Here is an 18,710-nt window from a genome sequence, read left to right as displayed (position 1 = left end):
AAACCCAGTAACGTAGAATATAAGTAATAGTTATTTTACGACATAAGCGGCCACTCAAAAATAGGATGTAGTTATGGCGACAAAGCAAAAAGATAAACCAGTAACCCCTTCTTACCAATACGATGCCATTGTTATAGGTACAGGACCTGGGGGCGAAGGTGTAGCCATGCAGTTGGCTAAAGCTGGCAAGAAAGTCGCCGTAGTAGAAAGGTATGAAGCGGTGGGAGGTGGATGTACGCATTGGGGGACTATTCCGTCTAAAGCGTTAAGGCACTCCGTTAGCCGCTTAATTGAATATAACAACTCCCCCCTTTTTGCAGACAATCATTTAAGCCGAAGTCTCACTTTTGCAGAAATTATGCATCACGCCAGTGGTGTGGTAAAAAGTCAGACTCGTCTTAGATCGTCGTTTTATGATAGAAACCGCGTTAACTTGTACCACGGTGAAGCTAGCTTCCTTGATGCCAATACCTTACAGATAGTCCGTGATGATGGTTCGAAAGATATTTTAACGGCAGCGCAAATTGCTATTGCTACGGGTTCGCGCCCTTACACGCCACCCGATATCGATTTTGATCATCCGAGAATTTATAACTCAGACACTATTTTGTCTCTTGATCACGATCCTAAATCCATCATTATCTACGGTGCAGGTGTTATTGGGTCAGAATACGCCAGCATCTTTCGCGGCATGGGCGTAAAAGTCGACCTCGTAAATATGCGAGACAGACTTCTTTCTTTCCTTGATACCGAAATTTCAGATGCGCTAAGTTACCACCTATGGAACAACGGCGTACTTATTAGACATAACGAAACCTATAAGTCGGTGGAAGGTAAAGAAGACAGCGTAGTATTAAACCTAGAGTCAGGTAAACGAATGAAAGCTGATTGCTTATTGTTTGCCAACGGCCGTACCGGTAATACTGACATGCTAGGTTTAGAGACCATTGGCCTAAAAGCAGATAATCGAGGTCAACTCAGCGTCAATGAGAAATACCAAACTCAAGTAGATAACATCTTCGCCGTAGGCGACGTTATCGGATACCCAAGCTTAGCCTCTGCAGCCTATAATCAAGGCCGATTTGCCGCTGAAGCCATGTTAGGGGCCACGACACACACCGCATTGGTGGCTGATATTCCCACTGGTATTTATACCATTCCAGAGATTAGTTCGGTTGGAAAAACCGAACAAGAGCTTACCGCCGCAAAAATACCTTACGAAGTGGGTAGAGCCCAGTTTAAACATTTGGCGCGCGCGCAGATTGCGTCAACACAGGTTGGTAGTTTAAAAATTCTATTTCATAGAGAAACTAAGAAAGTGTTAGGTATTCATTGTTTTGGAGAGCGTGCATCTGAAATTGTGCACATTGGACAAGCAATTATGCAGCAAAAGGGCGAAGGAAATACTATCGACTACTTTGTGAATACGACCTTTAATTATCCAACTATGGCCGAAGCTTATCGTGTAGCAGCAATTAATGGGCTAAATAGAATATTTTAAGGAAATTTGGGCACAAAAAAACCGGCACCTAGTGCCGGTTTTTTTTAGTGCAATTAATCTCGGTTTGCAGCCAGAGTATTTAGCGCTGAAAGCGCATCTCTATGTGCTACGATATCGATCTGCATCTTTTCTTGGTCAAATGTCATTGTTGCAGTTGCGTAGTCTCCAAGACTTTCGCTGGCAACATTTACCAATTCAGTTTGTGCATCACGGAAATGAATGTTGTTATTGATGTTTTCAGCTATACATTCATTATTCAATTCGAACGATTTTGCGTCCATACAATCGAAAAGCTGGTTTTCGCCAGAGCCCGCATGCGCAATACCAAAGACGGACATTAAGGTTAATCCTAGTACTACTTTACGCATGGTTTATCTCCTGTTCTGCAGTTCATTACTGCGATGATCAAATCATAATGTATATACGTTTTAATGTCAAATCGGATCATGGGAATATGACAGCAATATTACAAAGTGAAATAATATGACTAATTCGGCGATTATTTTTGATAATTTAGTACAAGAGGCGAAACAGTGTTCGTTGTGTATTGAACACCTTCCCTATGGCGTAAACCCAATTTTCTCTATTGGGTTACAGGCAAAGGTTGTGCTAATTGGTCAAGCGCCTGGCTTGATCGCACATCAAAACACGAAAGCCTTCAGCGATAAAAGTGGTGAAAGGCTGAGGCAGTGGCTACATATTGATACTACAACGTTTTACGATGAAAGCAAATTAGCCATTATGCCTATGGGATTTTGCTTTCCTGGCTACAAAAATGGGGCTGATGCACCACCTAGAAAAGAATGCGCCCCCACTTGGCACAATAGGATGTTAAACGCCATACAACCAGAATTAATCTTACTTGTCGGTAGATATGCCCAGCAATATTACTTACCTGAGTACCGAACATTAACAGACGCTATAAAGAACAATTGTGATGAGAGGTTTGCTGTGCTGCCCCACCCGTCTGGAAGAAACAACCGCTGGCTTGCACAGCACCCTTGGTTTGAATCTGAGTATTTACCTCACGTGGTAGAGCGCTTAACTCCACTACTAAAGTAAATCGTTAGTTCGCGTCTTTGTGGGACACAAGGTAATCCATCAATTCACTAAATGGCATGGGTTTAGCGTAGAAGAAACCTTGCGCTTCGTTACAACCCAATTCAATCATATACTCAGCTTGCTCTTTGGTTTCAATTCCTTCAGCAATAGTGAGTAGTCCTAATTTGTTTCCTAAGGTCACAATGGTCTCGGCAAGCACTGCACTTTTACCCGGTTCAATGTCTCGGATAAACGAGCGGTCGACTTTTAAACGATCTAGCGGAAGTTGCTGCAAGTAACTCATAGACGAAAACCCTGTACCGAAGTCGTCTATTGCTATGGCTACGCCATGTTCTTTTAACGTTCTAAGGGCATCTATTACAATCTGCGGTTCGTCCATCACTACACTTTCTGTTATTTCTAACTCAAGTAGACTTGGATCGCATTCAGATGAGCTAATAGTGCCAAGTACTTTATTCACAAAAGATCTATCTCTGAATTGAGGCATTGATATATTTACCGCAACTCGTAAATCGCCGAAATTTGCCTCTTTTAAATCTTTTAAACGATGGCACGCTTCTTCTAGCACCCACTCACCAATATCGACAATTAAACCTGAATACTCAGCCAGAGGCACAAACACCGCAGGAGAAATATAGCCATTATTGCCATCAGGCCAACGCAGCAAACCTTCCATGCCAACCACTTTTTCACTGACTAAGTCTACTTGCGGTTGAAACCATAACTCCAGCTTACGTGCCATGAAGTCGCTACGTAAGCGACGGATCATTTCAAGGCGCCACGTCGTTTTGTCTTCAATGTCTTTCGCAAAATATTCGAAGTTATCGCTGATGTTCTTTTTCGCGCGATTTAACGCAATATTAATGCGTTTTAAAATTTCTAAGCCAATATTTCGTTTGTCATCAAGCTGACATAGCCCAATCGTCACACTGACCGGCAAGGTATGGTCGCTAACTTTAAACGACGATTGAAACAATGAATTGATATTGTCTGGGTTAACCACATTGGAAGGCCCAATAAGCCCAAACACATCCGCACCAATGCGCCCGATTTTAACTGATTCATCGAAGCAAGCTTGAAACCTATCACTGATAGCACACAATAGCTCGTTTCCAGCCTCTTGGCCTAACCCATCGTTAATGTCTGAAAAGTGGTTTACATCAATAAGCGCGACCGAACAGTTCTCGCAGGCAAAAATATGCGGTTTATCGAGCATATTAATAAATTCATTACGGTTAGGAAGTCGCGTAAGCCAATCCCTAAAGGCCGCATTTCTTAACTGGTGAAACAAGTTTACATTTTCGTAGCCTACCGAAATGCTGGTTAAAAACACTTCTAACAAGCTTTTATCTAGGTTAGTAATCTCACTTACCATATTCACGTATACTGCCGCTTCAAAGCCGGAACGGTTTATATACAGCACAGATGAATCAGATTCGAAAATATGACGTTTAAGGCGAAGGCAACGACCTACTTGCTCGGAAATTTCACTGTTGTTAATGTTTTCAATAGACTCATTAATGAAAGAAGCATATTCGCCAGCTGCTCCTAAGACATACACACCGTTGTCGTCTTTATCTAAAACCGAACCCGCCCTAGCGCAAACAAGCCCTTCAGCATCTAATCCAATCAACGAACTAATTTGAGTGACAACCCCTTCGCAAAACCCTTTTACCGAATGCTCTTCAAATAAGTTGGCTGACGAGGTGATGATTTTTTCTAAACCAACACGGTTTTGATTGATTGTCATTATTTGCTGATAAGAGCGCAGAGAAGAGATAACCGTGGTCATCAGTTTAGCGCGGGTAAGTTCAGTCTTTGTTTTGTAATCGTTAATATCGTAAAGCTTAATCACCTCTTCTTCAGGTGCGTAACCAGGTTGCCCTGTTCTTAAGACAATACGTGGCTCGGTTAGCCCCATAGATTCGCGAATATAACGCACAACATCGAAACCGGCATCGTCAGTTTCCATGACAACATCCAGTAGAATAATAGCTATGGTTTTACCGTAATCGTGCAGAAGTGTTTTGGCTTCTTTAGCCGAATAAGCATGAAGGAAATTAAGTTTTCTATCGTTAACAATAAGATCTGAGAGCGCGAGTCGCGTAACGGTATGGATCTCCTCGTCGTCATCAACGATGAGAATATTCCATTCCTTGTAGATTGTAGTGTCGATCTCAGAACTTCCATCATCATCTAAGAAGATAAGTTCATCATTATCGTAATCCGTTGCCGACATAACTGCTTAAACCCTCGTCACTGACTAACACATACTTTTTGACTGTACGCTGCTTATCAGAATTGCTAAATCGATACTGCAATGCAATAGTGGTAACCTATTGTTTATGCTTTTAATGGCAATCTACATATTAAAATGAAGATAACCCCTGATCCTTATACCAGTTCACTTCCTAAGACCAAGCGCCCTACTGAACCATCGCCGGCTAACCGTACCGATAATCCAAACCAAAGTGCGACTCAAAACGTGCAACAAGATACACCGACACACTTTGTACGGCAAAAGATACTCTCTTGGTTCTCTCGTGTCGGCATTTCTCCTTCAATGGCGAAAGATCCGAAAAGCCAACGAAACACGTTAGAACGAAGAAAGCAGATAATTGAATTACAAAAAGCTGCAAACCTTCAAGCTGTCTTAAATATAGCACTAAATGTAACTATAACCGAATCGGAAAGCGATGGACTTGATCCAGATTGGTTTTTTGCCTTTAGCAACATGGCAGAAGAGATCCACAGTCCAGGAATGCAGGAGCTTTGGGGCAAGATTTTTGCCGTTGAGGTAAGTAAACCCGGCAGCTTTTCTCTTCGCAGTTTACAATTGCTAAAATTGCTTACTCACAGAGACGCGAAAGTCTTTGCGAAGGCCGTCAGTATAGCCAGTAGACGGCAACACGATACCATCCCTCGTATATTAGTCGGTTTCCATAGGAAAAAAGGCATACTCTCGTTTTTTAAACGTGCCGTTCCAGAACAACTAAATTTAGCCTCTGTGGGCCTTTCCTATCCTGATTTACTGGCGCTTCAAGATATGAAGCTACTTTATGCTAGCGAGATAGAAAGCGGTGAATATGCAGAAGGCCAACAAACAAGATGGCGCTGTGGTGCAGAACAATTCACACTAGAAAGTAAGCAGCCAGGTGTGGCCTTGGTGTATTTTAAATTTACCGCAGTAGGTAGCGAGCTTTATAAGCTTGTACCACGAAAACAAAACCCAGCTTATTTATCGGCACTCAAGAGCGTATTAAGCGAAGTCTTTAATATTCATTAATTTTTTAGATCGGCCTTTTTAGACCAGCCAATTTAGACCCGCTTCGCCAGTCTCACTGTTTCGGTGAGCTAGGCGAACGGAGTGACAGGTTAAATACCGTCACCAAACTCGTGCAACCCACATTCACGCTTAAGCCCGAAGAAACGCGTATCTTGTTCACTCATGCCTTCTTGCAATGATTGCGTGGTATGCCAATCGCCAATAGACACATAGCCTTCATCCCACAAAGGATGGTACGACAAACCATGCTCTTTCAAATAGTAGTGCAGGTCTTTGTTGCTCCAATCAATAATAGGATAGAGCTTAAACTGACTGCCTACCTTTTGAAGCACAGGTAACTTACCGCGGGTATCAGATTGGCTACGGCGCAAACCGGCAAACCACGTACCTGCGTTAAGTTCTTTCAAAGCACGTTGCATAGGTTCAACCTTGTTCATTCGGTTGTACTGCTCAATGCCTTCAACTCCCTGCTCCCATAATCGACCAAAGCGGGCTTCTTGCCACGCAGATGAAATATCTGCGTTATACACGTGCAAGTTCAAATTCAATGCGTCTTTCAACTCATCAATAAACTTGTAGGTTTCAGGAAACAAATAGCCCGTATCCGTCAATACCACGGGAATATCTGGCTTAGCTTGGGTAAGCATATGTAGCATAACCGCAGATTGGGCACCAAAGCTTGATGACACAATGTGACTGTCAGGTAAGTTTTCAAGCGCCCACGCCACGCGGGCCTGAGCACTCATCTCTTCCAGTTCAACATTGATATCGGCAAGGGCTTCCTTGCTGATATCAAGTGTTAGCGGACTGCTATTAAGTAGCGTCGAATTACTCATAAAAGTCTCTAGCTGAATCGACAACGGGTGCGACAATTTCAGCGCGAATAACATAATCACCGAACGATTCGTTACCGTTACGCTCTTTCGCCCACTTGCCAATTAATGAATCAAGTTCGGCCATAATTTCTTGTTCACTGATGTTTTCACGATACATCTTAGGAATACGCGTTCCTTCACGATCGCCACCTAAGTGGAAATTATATTTACCTGGGCCTTTACCCACTAAACCGACTTCGGCCAACATGGCGCGACCACACCCATTCGGGCAGCCTGTTACACGGAAAATAATACTGTCATCCGCTAAGCCATGCTTAATTAGTAAACCTTCAAGCTCAGTCACCGCATCAGGCAAGTAGCGCTCAGCTTCGGCCATCGCTAACGGGCAGGTAGGCAATGCAACACAAGCCATAGAATCAAGACGTTGGTTTGAAATCTCTGGCGCAATAAGGCCATGCTCTCGGGCCAAAGCTTCAATCTTTTCTTTATCTTCTGCTGGTACACCCGCCACAATCAGGTTCTGATTCGCGGTTAAGCGGAAGTCGCCAGTATGAATTTTTGCAATCTCAGCACACCCTGTTTTTAAGGTTTTGCCCGGATAATCTAAAATTCGGCCGTTTTCGATAAATAGCGTTAAGTGGTATTTGCCGTCTATGCCTTCAACCCAGCCGAAGCTATCGCCACGGGTTGTAAATTCATAAGGACGGGTTTCGCCAAAGGTCACGCCTGCACGTTTCTCTACTTCGGCCTTAAAGTTATCTACGCCTACACGTTCTAGTGTGTATTTGGTTTTGGCGTTTTTGCGGTTAACACGGTTACCCCAATCGCGCTGGGTAGTCACCACTGCTGCTGCAACGGCTAATGTGTCATCCAAACCAATAAAACCAAAGTCACTGGCTTTCCGTGGGAAGGTGCTCTTATCGCCATGAGTCATGGCTAGGCCGCCGCCCACTAGTACGTTAAAACCAATCAGCTTGCCGTTTTCAGCAATGGCCACAAAGTTAAGATCGTTCGCGTGAACATCTACATCGTTTTGCGGTGGAATAACTACGGTGGTTTTAAACTTACGAGGTAAGTAATTGTCACCTAAAATTGGTTCTACTGGCTTTTCAGTGGTTTCCACTCTTTCGCCATCTAGCCAAATTTCAGCATAAGCACGGGTTTTAGGAAGTAAGTGCTCGCTTATCTTCTTAGCCCAGGCATATGCTTCAACATGCAAAGCAGACTCAACCGGGTTAGACGTACAAAGTACGTTTCGGTTTACGTCACCGGCTGTAGCAATAGAGTCGATACCCGCTTTATTAAGCATTTGGTGCATCGACTTGATTTTTGGCTTTAATACACCATGAAACTGGAAGGTTTGACGGGTAGTAAGACGAATGCTGCCGTACATGGTGTGATCAGCGGCAAACTTGTCGATAGCTAACCATTGGTCAGGGGTAATTACACCACCCGGTAAACGGGCACGTAGCATTACATTGTGCAATGGCTCTAGTTTTTGCTTAGCACGCTCGGCGCGAATATCACGATCGTCTTGCTGGTACATTCCGTGGAAGCGAATAAGTTGGAAGTTATCCGCCGTGAACCCACCGGTTAAATCGTCTTTTAAATCGGTTTCAATAGTGCCGCGTAAGTTATTACTTTCACGCTTTAAGCGCTCGTTGTCAGCCAGTTTGCCCTCAACGATAAATGGTGATTTTTCATTGCTCATTAATAGACATCCTTCTGGTAACGTTTCGCTTTGCGTAATTCAACTAAGTACGCTTTAGCATCGGCTTCTGATTTTTCGCCGTACTGTTGCACAATACTGATAAGTGCGTTTTCTACATCTTTCGCCATGTACATTGCATCGCCACACACATAAAAATGTGCGCCTTGCTGAAGCCATTCGTACACTTCTTTACCATGCTCTAGCAAACGGTGCTGCACATACACTTTCTCTTCTTGGTCGCGAGAGAAAGCCAATGTGATTTTATCTAATAGGCCGTCTTTCACGTAGCCTTGCCATTCCACTTGATACAAGAAGTCTTGCGTGAAATGTGGGTTACCGAAGAACAACCAGTTTTTGCCTTCAGCATCTTGTGCATCACGCTCTTGCATGAATGCTCTGAATGGCGCGATACCGGTACCTGGGCCAACCATAATAACTGGTGTATTGGCATCATCAGGTAAGCGGAAGTGATCGTTGTTTTCAACAAACACGTCTACTTCACCGTTTTCTTCTAAATACTCACACAAGAAACCAGACGCACCGCCTTGGTGACGATGACCAAAGGCCTCATAGTCTACGTGAGCGACCGTTAGATGAACTTCATCTTCAACTTCGGTTTGGCTAGATGCAATAGAGTACAAGCGTGGTGTGAGCGGTCGAAATGCTTCAACAAGTTGTTGCGCAGTTAAGCTGCCCGGATGGTCACGCACAATATCAATCAATTGACGCTCTGCCATGTAGGTACGTAGTTTCGCTTTATCTTCCATCATCGCAGCTAAGCTTTCTGAACCTGTAGCTGCTTGATAGGCTTTAATGAAGTTAGGGTAGCTCAGCGTAAGCTCAAGCTTGCTACTTAGTGCTTCACGCAACGTGAGCGTTGCATCAGCAACCGTCACTTCTGCATCGCCATCAAGAGAAAGCGTGTCTATGAACGCTTCAACAAGGCTTGGCGCATTTTTAAACCACACGCCTAATGCATCACCAGCTTTATAGGTGATACCAGAGTCTTCTAGGCTAATTTCAATATGACGAATGTCTTTTACTGAATCACGGCCGGTAATTTTTTGAGCATCAAGCAAGGTCGCGGTGAAAGGCGCTTTTTTGGTATACGCTTGCTCAGGTGCACCTTGAACCGCCGAACCGGTTTGAACCGCTTGGGCAGCAGGCGCTGCTGCACTAAAGTCATCCTTAAGGGATGCAATTAAATCGTTCAACCAACTTTCAGCTTGAGCTTCATAGTCAACATCGCAATCGGCACGCGCAACCAACTCGGTACCACCCAGTTTGCCTAGGCGTTCATCGAAGTCTTTGCCCGTTTGGCAGAAGAATTCGTAGCTGCTATCACCTAGTCCTAACACCGCATATTTAGTGTTATTCAATTTAGGTGCTTTCTTGCCGTTAACAAATTCATGCAACTCGATTGCATCATCTGGCGCATCGCCTTCACCATGGGTACTAACAAATAGCGCCACGTGGGTTTCAGCTTTAAGCGAACGAGGTTTGTAATCTGCCATGCTAACTAACGTAGAGTTAAAGCCCGCTTCTTCCGCTTTAGCCTGACATTGCTGTGCCACGCCTTTCGCATTACCGGTTTGTGAACCGAATAAAATAGTAAGCGTAGGGGCATCAGTCTGCGCAGGTGCTACTGCACTGTCAGCCGTTGCCGCAACGGCGCCGCCTTGTGCAGCGGCCATACCGGCAGCATACCCACTGATCCAAGTCAGTTGATCACGGTTTAACCCAGAAATTGCTTGGGTAATTGCATTGAACTGTTGTTCATTTAATACGGCACCAGTAGCCGATGGATTGTTCGATTGTTGTGACATAATTCTTTAGCCTTAATTCGATGGGCATAAGGCTAACGACTTTCTTACAGAAGAGAAAAGAATAAATGAGACTTTTTTATTACTGAAAGTGATTAAGAGTAAGTATTGAATTATAAACAGGTGGTATTTCTAAAGTTAAGCAACTAATAAATGGTATTTCTGCTTCATATTGTGATTCCTTCTTTAGGTAAAAACGTAAAATTAAGCGTAAAACGAAGGTGTTTTAAGAATAATTCAAAGTAACTTCAGTTTACGTAAAAAAAGCTTAAGCATCTAATAAATATAGAGGTTTAAGAATCAAACCATAAAGACTAATACGCTAAAATATGTTGTAATTACACAAATTCTTTAACCGCTACATTATGTCTCAATTTTCTTTTTTTAGATCAACCCCCTCGTTTATCATTCTGTTCTTTCTTAGCGCAATTTCATCTAGTCACGCTGACTCTTTTGAGCATTCAGAATCTCAATTAAATCAAGAGGCGCATAAAGATGAAGACAATAAGCAAAGTATTGATGAACATCAAGCTCATGAAGACCATCACGACGAGGTTGAAAAAATTCTGATTCAAGCGTCTCGTTCTGGCCGTATAGCTGATGAACAACCTATTCGCGTTGAACTTATTAATCGCGAAGAAATTGAAGAAAAAGCGGCTATGCGACCAGGAAACATCTCGATGCTGGTTGCGGAAACAGGCGGCGTAAGAATGCAAACCACCTCTCCAGCGTTAGGTAGTGCTAATATTAGACTGCAAGGTTTGTATGGTCGGTATACCCAGTTATTAGCCGACGGCCTGCCTTTATACGGTAACCAAGCTGCTTCTATCGGATTGCTTCAAATACCGCCAACTGATTTAGGCCGAATCGAAATTATCAAAGGCTCAGCGTCTTCTCTTTATGGTGGCTCAGCGCTTGGCGGCGTTATTAATTTAGTATCACGTCAACCTGGCGATGAATTTAGTGGCGAAACCCTGCTTAATGCCACTACGCGAGACGGTCAAGATCTCACTACCTATTTTGAAACACCGATAAACGATTCTATAAAAGCGTCTCTCACCGCGGGTGCACACTACCAGCACGAGCAAGATATCGATGGCGACGGCTGGATTGATTTGGCTGGTTATGAACGCTACACCGCTCGCCCTCGTCTTTTTTGGGAAGGGGAAGACGGTGAAACCCTTTATGTCACTACTGGCTTCATGACAGAGCAGCGTGAAGGCGGCACAGTATTAGGTGCAACCGTAGCCAATGGAGAAGCGTTCGCACAAACGCAGGATTCTGAGCGAATCGATGGTGGATTTGTATTCAAAAAGCCGCTATTCAATACCCTAACCTTCAATGCTCGCGCCTCGGCCATGTTGCAAGATCATGAGCATGTTTATGGTAACGATTTTGACGACGATGAACATGAAAGCTATTTAGCCGAAACCAGTTTATCTGGTTACACGGATAAAAGTGATTGGGTGGTTGGTCTTGCCTATCAGTCAGAAGCCTTCACTTCACACACCTATCCAGAGTTTGATTATGATTACAAAGTACCTGGAATTTTCACTCAATTTGACTACGAACTTTCCGACATACTCACCAGTTCATTGAGTGCCCGTGTAGATGATCATAACGAGTTTGGTACTCAGTTTAGTCCACGAGTGTCCTTGCTTTACCGTCCAGGCGACATCACGGTGAGAGGCTCATATGGACAGGGTTACTTCGCCCCAACGCCCTTCGTTGAAGAAATAGAAGCAGCGGGATTATCTCGCTTAGCCAGTATTGACGATTTAGAAGAAGAAAAGGCAGAAACCGCTTCTCTTGATGTCACTTACACGTTAGGCAACGTTGAAACCAGCTTAACCTTGTTTGGCTCAAACGTTGATAATGTTACAGAGCTCGAGGCTTTTTCAAGCAACGGAACAAGTGAGCTAGACCGAGTTAGGTTGGTGAACGCTGAGGGTGAAAGTAAAATTAGGGGTTCTGAGTTTCTAGTACGTTATTACTGGCATGACATAAAGCTAACTGCAAGCTACCTATACGTTGATGCAAGTGAAGTATCTCAGACAAGTGATGGCAGACAAGAAATTGCACTTACACCTCGTCACTCTGCAGGCTTTGTTGCCATGTGGGAACAACATGGCAGTTTTAGAACCGGTTTCGAAGCCTATTACACCGGCGTACAGCGTTTGAATGACAACCCCTATATTAATGAAACCAAACCTTACTGGCATTTAGGTTTAATGGGAGAAATTACGCTTGGACGCATCAGTTACTTCATTAACTTAGAAAACCTCTTAAACGTGCGCCAAACTGACGAACACCCGCTGCTTTTACCTAGTCGAGCTGCCAGCGGACAGTGGACAACTGATATATGGTCTCGCAACGACGGCTTCATTGCCAACGCAGGGATAAGAGTTAAATTCGGCCACTAACCCAGCAGTGCCTATATCAAAAAACAAAAAACCGACATGCGTCGGTTTTTTTATTTACCAGATAAAGTTAGCACTAATTAGAAGTGGACTTCTAACCCTGCAAACGCACCATCAAATTCCATGTCTGCATAGATATCATCAAGATCTTCAATATCCACAGTCACTTTGCGATAACCAACCTGAAGGGTCATATCAACCGCAAGACTTTCTATAAATGAGTAGGTCACAGCCACTTGGTAATCACTAAGTTCGTGATCGTCAAATGACAAATAGCTACCTTCTGCATACGCCGCTAAGCCCGTAAACGGCAAGCCAACTTGTACTTTCGAATACACCATGGGTATCACACCAGAGAAATCGCCCGAGCCCTGCGTGTCGCTAGCGGTATCGTAAACTGAGAACGCGCCATCGATATATTTAGCATTCAAGCCCACATCGAAACTAATTAAGTCGTTATCGAACAGCTCGTAATACAAAATAATGTCTGTAGCATCTAACTCAACGATAGTATCTATCTGGCTCTCTGCAGTATACAAATCACCGTCGAAAGTGAAGTTAGTATTCAGCGTAGTGGTGCCAGAGTTATCTAAGGTGGTATGTCCTATCTTAACGTTAGGCACAAACGGTAATGGATGCTCGAACGCGACATAAAGTGCCGTGTTTGTTTCATCTTCGAAATTAAAGTCGGCGGTAGATGAATTGTCTGCAAACCCACCACTGGTATCGGTTTGCCAAACTTGTGCACCTGCGTACACCCCTGCAATTGTGTCTGCATGTGAAGATGCGGAGAAAAGAGCACAACCTACTAAGGTTGCCAATAGACACTTTTTCATTTGTTATCCTTGACTGAGAAGTTCTGAAAGTTCAATTAAAGCAGCGTTAGCGCGAGAAATATAGTTCGCCATCACTAAAGAATGGTTAGCCAGCATACCAAAGCCACTGCCATTTAGAATAACAGGACTGAACACAGACTGCTGAGTTGCTTCAAGCTCTCGAATAATCTGCTGTAAGCTAACCAATGCGTTTTTATCTTCTAATACATCGTAGAATTCAACTTCAACCGCTTTAAGAAAATGCAGTAGCGCCCACGTCGCTCCGCGCGCTTCATGAAAATTATTGTCTAACTTGAACCAACTGGTTTTAACGGTGCGCTGCTGCGCTACCGACGTAGACTGCTTCGCTTTCGAATCGCCGGCTAAATCTGTATTAATTCTTGCAGAACCAACACTGGCACTTAAACGCTGAGAATAGCTGCCTAAACGCTTTTCAACTTGTTTTAACCACTCACGTAAATTATCAGCACGGGTATAAAATTGGCTGTCAGAGTTTTGCGGGTTCGCAAGCTGATCGCGATAAAGCTTAAGAAGCGCAATGCCGTCTCGGTAACTGGACTCAGACGACGGAAACATCCAGCTTTTATGATCCATGTTAAATTTAGGATGCGCTTTAGTGAGATAAGGGTTTTCTAACGATTGAGATTGTGAACGGCTAAAGTCTTTACGCATAGAAAGCGCAAGGTCACGAATCATTTCCAGCGCGCCAAATTCAAAAGAAGGCATATTGTCTAAGAAAACACCCGGCGGCATCACATCGTTCGACAGGTAACCACCAGGCTTATCTAATAAGGTTTCAGAGACATCAATCATGGTTGCAGTAAGCGTATAGCCGGCCACGTCTTCTGGATTTATATTTTGTGCTTGTTGCGCGACCCGATTTTTAACGTCGTAGGCGTCTGGTGCCATGCTCCAATACAGGCCTATTAACCAAAAAATTAGAAACAACACTGCAATGACAAGGGCTACTCGTTTTGTGCTAATTGATTTTCTCATATCAATGCCAACCTTCCTTTCAAATGACACAAAGCCGGACTTAACCGGCAATGTATAACTAATTATAAATACGCGAGAATGACTAAACCTTTATGACGGTTGCAGTTATATCACCATTTAACGGTCTAATAACACAACTTAAATAAACTTATAATCATCATACAGGGCGATTTAGGTGTTGATCGCGCTTAGATTTGTCCTTAAATGCATAGATAAGTATAGCAAGAATGACGATTGGCCAGAAAGCACCTATACCTGCAGCGAGTAGTGCGAAGAATACTGCGCCAGCAACCAACAACAGTGTGCCAAGAACACTCACTGCCACTACAAAACCCACTACCGCTAACAGAACACCAATAACAGATAGCGCAGCAAGGTTTTCCCAAGGACTAAGTAATTCGTCTGACATCACGATATGCATATCAAACCAGTCGTCAACAACACTTCCTAAACAATTGACCAAGATCACTGCCAATACAATGGCGATAAGAAAATTTTTCATTACAAAGCCCTTGGTAGTAACATGACAGCTGCAAAATAACCGATAACGGCGATAGCTGGCATACAGATAAGGCCTGCCGCTGCACCTACGCGAACCCAAATTGGATCTACCTCTAAGTGCCGTGCAACGCCTGCGCAAACACCTGAAATAACCGCGCTGTCTAAATCTCTATAAATACGTTTTTGTGATGGCATTTTCATTTTCATTTCCTCAAATTCATTTCAGATTGCTTAGGGTTGTACGGTAAGAGCGCGCAGGTAATGACCTACCCCACGCTCTACGCGATATTTACGCTACCTTTTTTTTCTTAAGCGCAGCGAGTTCATTCTCTATCGTTTCATCTGCTTCTAGGGCGTCGAACTCAGCGGCTAAAGAGGTAGCGCTGCCGCTATCCTTCGTTAGGTCGTAAGCATCAACCTGCGCTTCGAGTGTGTCGATGCGCTGCTCGTAATGCTCAAAACGCATCATGGCATCATCGATTTTGTTGCTGTTATCCACGCTTTTTACTTTAAGGCGCGTTTCTAACGTTTGTTTGCGGCTAACAAGCGACTTTTGCTTTTGCTTCGCTTCATTTAGCTTGCTATTTAAACGCCCAGTATCAACTTGGATCTTTTCGATAATTTCAGCCAGCTGTACCTGCTGCTGCTCTAATTGGCTTAGCTTGGCAACATACTTCTGCTTTTCAACCAACGCGGCCTTAGCCAAACCTTCTTTGTCGTTATTCATGGCAAGCTGTGCTTTATCCTGCCAACCGTTGATATCCTTTTCTGCTGATGCCATATGGCGAGCTAAGGTTTTCTGGTCGGCTAGGTAACGTGCTGCATCAGTGCGCACTTCAACCAAGGTCTCTTCCATTTCTTGGATAATAAGGCGAATGATTTTTTCTGGATCTTCAGCCTTATCTAGCATGGCGTTTAAGTTTGATTGCACGATGTCATTTATTCTTGAAAACATACCCATTGTTATTGCTCCGTTTCAGTGTGATTAATAACGTAGACTAGGCAGTGGCCATGCTACGGTTGGCGATTAACTATGCTGACGCCAATCTTGTCGCTTACATCTCTTTGCTTATTAAATACATTACAATTGGCATGCCAAATCAGTAAGGCACTGTTTTTACTGATTAAAACTAAAAAATAAAAATAATTGGTGCTCCGCCACTTTCCTATAAACCAACTTTTTAGCAAATTTAACCACTCACTATTCGTCAATTTAACCAGTGACAAAATCAGCGTTACGTTTTAAAAAATTAAGGCAAAAAAAAACGACCTAATTAGGTCGCTTTTCATAAATAAGGTTGAGCCGCTGATAGCTTACTCGGCACGTGGAGATACTTCTTCAGTATCCGCAGATGATGTTGATGCAATATCGGTAACTTGTACTTTACCCATTGTAACTTCACCTTCTAATTCAAAGTGATATGCCGTATTTGCCACCGTTTGGTACACATTTGCTTTTACTTCGTTGGTAGTGATACTCACGGCGTGATCAACCATATTCGTCAATATTGACTGAAGGATTGATTCTTGCGCATTTGCGCCAGCGCTAAATAAAGTGATAGAAACGATTGATGCTGCTAAAAGTGAAGTTTTCATAATTTCCCTTGATGGTAATCACTGCAACAGCCCTTCGCTATTGCTTTGATTAATAGATAGCTAAACTCGTGCCACCTAGGAAAATTACATTTAAACAATTGAAATTAAAGAAAATAGCATAAAGCATTGCGCTCACAACATTTCGAGCAAATTTCGAACAACGCCAAGGTTTAGTCAAATTCGTTAACTGGTTTAGTGTATTTGACCACTTGGCGCCTTATTATTGATTTAAGAAATATTATTCGCCGCTTTTTGCGCGTTGTAGTCATTGATTTCTTGCTGTGCTGACTCCACTGCGTGCAGTGCATTCATTAACAAATCCGGATCTGGCGATTTTCCTGTACCATTTTGACTTAAATAGCGACGCCAAATTCGGCCGCCAGCTTGTCCTTGATATAAGCCAAGCATATGCCTAGCAACGTGCCAAGGCTTGAAATAAGGGTCATCTTGGCGCGCAATACACGCTTCTATGTATTGCTGCATTTTAAGTACTACATCACGGCGACTAATAGGTTGAACTGATTCATCACCAAAAATCTCAGCATCTACATTGGCCAGAATATAAGGGTTGGCATACACTTCCCTGCCCATCATTACGCCATCAACATATTTCAACTGCTCTTGAGTATCGGCCAGTGTTTTAACACCGCCATTAATACTAATAGAAAGTCCTGGGTGAGCCTCTTTTAGCATATGGACTCTAGGGTAATTCAGCGGCGGAATATCTCTGTTCTCTTTTGGGCTCAACCCTTGCAGCCAAGCTTTGCGCGCGTGAACAATAAAAGTATCGCAACCAGCGTCGGCAACAATATCTACAAACCGCGCGAAGTCTTCATATTCATCCATATCGTCAATACCAATTCGGCATTTCACCGTAACCGGAATGTCCACTACCGCTTGCATAGCCCTAACGTTATCAGCCACAATTTCTGGCTGCGCCATCAAGCAAGCACCAAAACTGCCATTTTTCACCCTATCAGATGGGCAACCCACGTTAATATTCACTTCATCGTAGCCGCGTTCTTGAGCAAGTACCGCACATTTCGCCATGTGGTCTGGGTTACTGCCACCTAGTTGCAAGGCTACAGGATGCTCTTCTTGATTAAACCCAAGGTAGTCGCCTTTCCCATAAATAATCGCACCTGTGGTGACCATTTCGGTATAAAGCAAAGAATGCTTAGAGAGCAGCCGAAGAAAATAACGGCAATGACGATCGGTCCAATCCAGCATTGGAGCGATGGAGAATTTGCGATTTAGCGGAGCGATAGACAAAAAAGTCACCTCAAAATTAAATAGATAAGTAGCGTTTCCTTGTTTTTAAGACTAATACTTAAGTCTATAAACACTTCGCTGAATGGCCTTATTTTACTACTGTAAGTGTAAAGGTTAAAGCTGTTCGCTCATATTAGCGACGCGCTTTGGTGTGAAAGTAAATAACACATTTAGAACTAATGTGTTATTTCCAATCTCGCCTTTACGCGCTATGGTAGGAAAAAGAATAATAAACATCCTATTTTTCAATTTAATGGGTTTATTTGATACGCCCATTTCAGAGGTTTGATGTGAACGCAGTTATGTTTATGCCTAAGGGAGATTTTTTGCATGGCAAATAAACCGTCTAAAAACGTGGAAGCCAAACCCGATGTTACACAAGCGGGTGACGAGCTCACTCAGTTAAGAGAAATACTTTTTGGTCAAACTAATCGAGCATTCAAGGCAGATTTAGCCAGCTTGGAATCTCGCATAAATGACAACTTCGCCACATTAAATAATCAGTTAGAAGTTCAGTTCAACGACATTAGAAAACTCATCGATAACCAGGTTCAAGATTTATCACATCGACTTGAAGGGGCGAATAGCTCAAACAGCAATGTTCAAAATCAGCTTCAAGCCACGACAGATAAATTGCAATCAGAACTTGAAATAGCTGAAACCTCTGCCAAAAATGATAACGATGCCTTAGAAGCACACGTGGTTAAAGAACTAGATTCTTTGGAAAGGGTATTTAGTAAACGTCATCAAGAACTACTTGAGCGTCTGCAGCAGGTGACAAGTGAACTATCAGAAACAAAAACTGATAGAAAAACGCTGGCTAACCTGCTTTCCACTATGGCTTCGAACTTAGCAACTGACCAGTAGCCA

Annotated in this window: 17 protein-coding genes; 5 read left to right on the top strand and 12 right to left on the bottom strand. The window is 43.2% G+C overall.

Annotated elements, in window-relative coordinates; all coding sequences use genetic code 11:
* Positions 1–73: 73 nt before the first annotated feature.
* The gene (gene sthA / locus J8L84_RS17575) at positions 74–1,501 is read left to right on the top strand and encodes a Si-specific NAD(P)(+) transhydrogenase (protein ID WP_211071833.1); all 1,428 of its coding nucleotides are present in this window, start codon (positions 74–76) and stop codon (positions 1,499–1,501) included.
* A gap of 53 nt (positions 1,502–1,554) precedes the next feature.
* Here sthA and J8L84_RS17570 read toward each other — a convergent pair whose 3' ends face one another.
* The gene (locus J8L84_RS17570) at positions 1,555–1,869 is read right to left on the bottom strand and encodes a hypothetical protein (RefSeq protein WP_057789421.1); all 315 of its coding nucleotides are present in this window, start codon (positions 1,867–1,869) and stop codon (positions 1,555–1,557) included.
* Between the two features lie 115 nt (positions 1,870–1,984).
* Here J8L84_RS17570 and J8L84_RS17565 point away from each other — a divergent pair, with 115 nt between their 5' ends.
* Positions 1,985–2,563, top strand: a complete 579-nt coding sequence (locus tag J8L84_RS17565) for a uracil-DNA glycosylase family protein (RefSeq protein ID WP_211071832.1) — start codon at positions 1,985–1,987, stop codon at positions 2,561–2,563.
* A gap of 4 nt (positions 2,564–2,567) precedes the next feature.
* Here the strand turns inward: J8L84_RS17565 and J8L84_RS17560 are convergent, their stop codons facing one another.
* Entirely contained in the window at positions 2,568–4,802 is a 2,235-nt protein-coding gene (locus J8L84_RS17560) for an EAL domain-containing protein (protein ID WP_211071831.1), read from the bottom strand.
* Between the two features lie 135 nt (positions 4,803–4,937).
* Here J8L84_RS17560 and J8L84_RS17555 point away from each other — a divergent pair, with 135 nt between their 5' ends.
* On the top strand, positions 4,938–5,849 hold the full coding sequence (locus J8L84_RS17555; RefSeq protein WP_211071830.1) for a TIGR03899 family protein: 912 nt from the start codon (positions 4,938–4,940) through the stop codon (positions 5,847–5,849).
* Between the two features lie 89 nt (positions 5,850–5,938).
* On the opposite strand, the gene J8L84_RS17550 is transcribed toward J8L84_RS17555, so the two are convergent.
* Genes J8L84_RS17550 through J8L84_RS17540 form a run of 3 tightly spaced genes read right to left on the bottom strand, consistent with a single transcriptional unit; the run spans position 5,939 to position 10,222 of the window.
* Positions 5,939–6,685 (bottom strand): phosphoadenylyl-sulfate reductase, encoded by a 747-nt coding sequence (locus J8L84_RS17550; protein ID WP_211071829.1) that lies wholly within the window; start codon positions 6,683–6,685, stop codon positions 5,939–5,941.
* Complete coding sequence (gene cysI, locus J8L84_RS17545; RefSeq protein ID WP_211071828.1) at positions 6,678–8,396, bottom strand: assimilatory sulfite reductase (NADPH) hemoprotein subunit; 1,719 nt, start codon at positions 8,394–8,396, stop codon at positions 6,678–6,680. The genes J8L84_RS17550 and cysI overlap by 8 nt, the downstream gene beginning before the upstream one ends.
* A complete protein-coding gene (locus J8L84_RS17540) occupies positions 8,396–10,222 on the bottom strand; it encodes an assimilatory sulfite reductase (NADPH) flavoprotein subunit (protein ID WP_211071827.1) in 1,827 nt (608 codons plus the stop codon). Before J8L84_RS17540 ends, cysI begins: the two co-directional genes overlap by 1 nt.
* Before the next feature lie 362 nt (positions 10,223–10,584).
* Here J8L84_RS17540 and J8L84_RS17535 point away from each other — a divergent pair, with 362 nt between their 5' ends.
* Positions 10,585–12,642 (top strand): TonB-dependent receptor, encoded by a 2,058-nt coding sequence (locus tag J8L84_RS17535; RefSeq protein WP_211071826.1) that lies wholly within the window; start codon positions 10,585–10,587, stop codon positions 12,640–12,642.
* A 77-nt stretch (positions 12,643–12,719) separates the two neighbouring features.
* Here the strand turns inward: J8L84_RS17535 and J8L84_RS17530 are convergent, their stop codons facing one another.
* The 7 genes from J8L84_RS17530 to dusA all read right to left on the bottom strand — a co-directional run bounded on the left by J8L84_RS17530 (position 12,720) and on the right by dusA (position 17,849).
* Positions 12,720–13,475 carry a TIGR04219 family outer membrane beta-barrel protein gene (locus tag J8L84_RS17530; protein WP_211071825.1) on the bottom strand — a complete coding sequence of 252 codons (756 nt, stop codon included), beginning with the start codon at positions 13,473–13,475 and terminating at the stop codon, positions 12,720–12,722.
* 3 nt (positions 13,476–13,478) lie between these two features.
* Positions 13,479–14,471 (bottom strand): DUF2333 family protein, encoded by a 993-nt coding sequence (locus tag J8L84_RS17525; protein ID WP_211071824.1) that lies wholly within the window; start codon positions 14,469–14,471, stop codon positions 13,479–13,481.
* A 157-nt stretch (positions 14,472–14,628) separates the two neighbouring features.
* Positions 14,629–14,973 (bottom strand): hypothetical protein, encoded by a 345-nt coding sequence (locus J8L84_RS17520; RefSeq protein WP_211071823.1) that lies wholly within the window; start codon positions 14,971–14,973, stop codon positions 14,629–14,631.
* Entirely contained in the window at positions 14,973–15,173 is a 201-nt protein-coding gene (locus J8L84_RS17515; RefSeq protein WP_211071822.1) for a PspC domain-containing protein, read from the bottom strand. Before J8L84_RS17515 ends, J8L84_RS17520 begins: the two co-directional genes overlap by 1 nt.
* Positions 15,174–15,261: 88 nt before the next feature.
* The gene (pspA, locus tag J8L84_RS17510) at positions 15,262–15,933 is read right to left on the bottom strand and encodes a phage shock protein PspA (protein WP_063457797.1); all 672 of its coding nucleotides are present in this window, start codon (positions 15,931–15,933) and stop codon (positions 15,262–15,264) included.
* Positions 15,934–16,286: 353 nt separating this feature from the next.
* Positions 16,287–16,568: a hypothetical protein gene (locus tag J8L84_RS17505; protein WP_211071821.1), complete on the bottom strand. Its 282-nt coding sequence runs from the start codon at positions 16,566–16,568 to the stop codon at positions 16,287–16,289.
* Between the two features lie 228 nt (positions 16,569–16,796).
* Positions 16,797–17,849 carry a tRNA dihydrouridine(20/20a) synthase DusA gene (gene dusA / locus J8L84_RS17500; RefSeq protein ID WP_211071820.1) on the bottom strand — a complete coding sequence of 351 codons (1,053 nt, stop codon included), beginning with the start codon at positions 17,847–17,849 and terminating at the stop codon, positions 16,797–16,799.
* A gap of 321 nt (positions 17,850–18,170) precedes the next feature.
* Between dusA and J8L84_RS17495 the strand changes: the two genes are divergently transcribed.
* On the top strand, positions 18,171–18,707 hold the full coding sequence (locus J8L84_RS17495; protein ID WP_211071819.1) for a hypothetical protein: 537 nt from the start codon (positions 18,171–18,173) through the stop codon (positions 18,705–18,707).
* Positions 18,708–18,710: the final 3 nt, after the last annotated feature.

It is taken from the genome of Alteromonas sp. MMG017 (assembly GCF_018100795.1).
Taxonomy (GTDB): domain Bacteria; phylum Pseudomonadota; class Gammaproteobacteria; order Enterobacterales; family Alteromonadaceae; genus Alteromonas.
The sequence above is the reverse complement of the archived record's forward strand: the minus strand, read 5'-3'. Positions and strand labels throughout refer to the sequence as shown.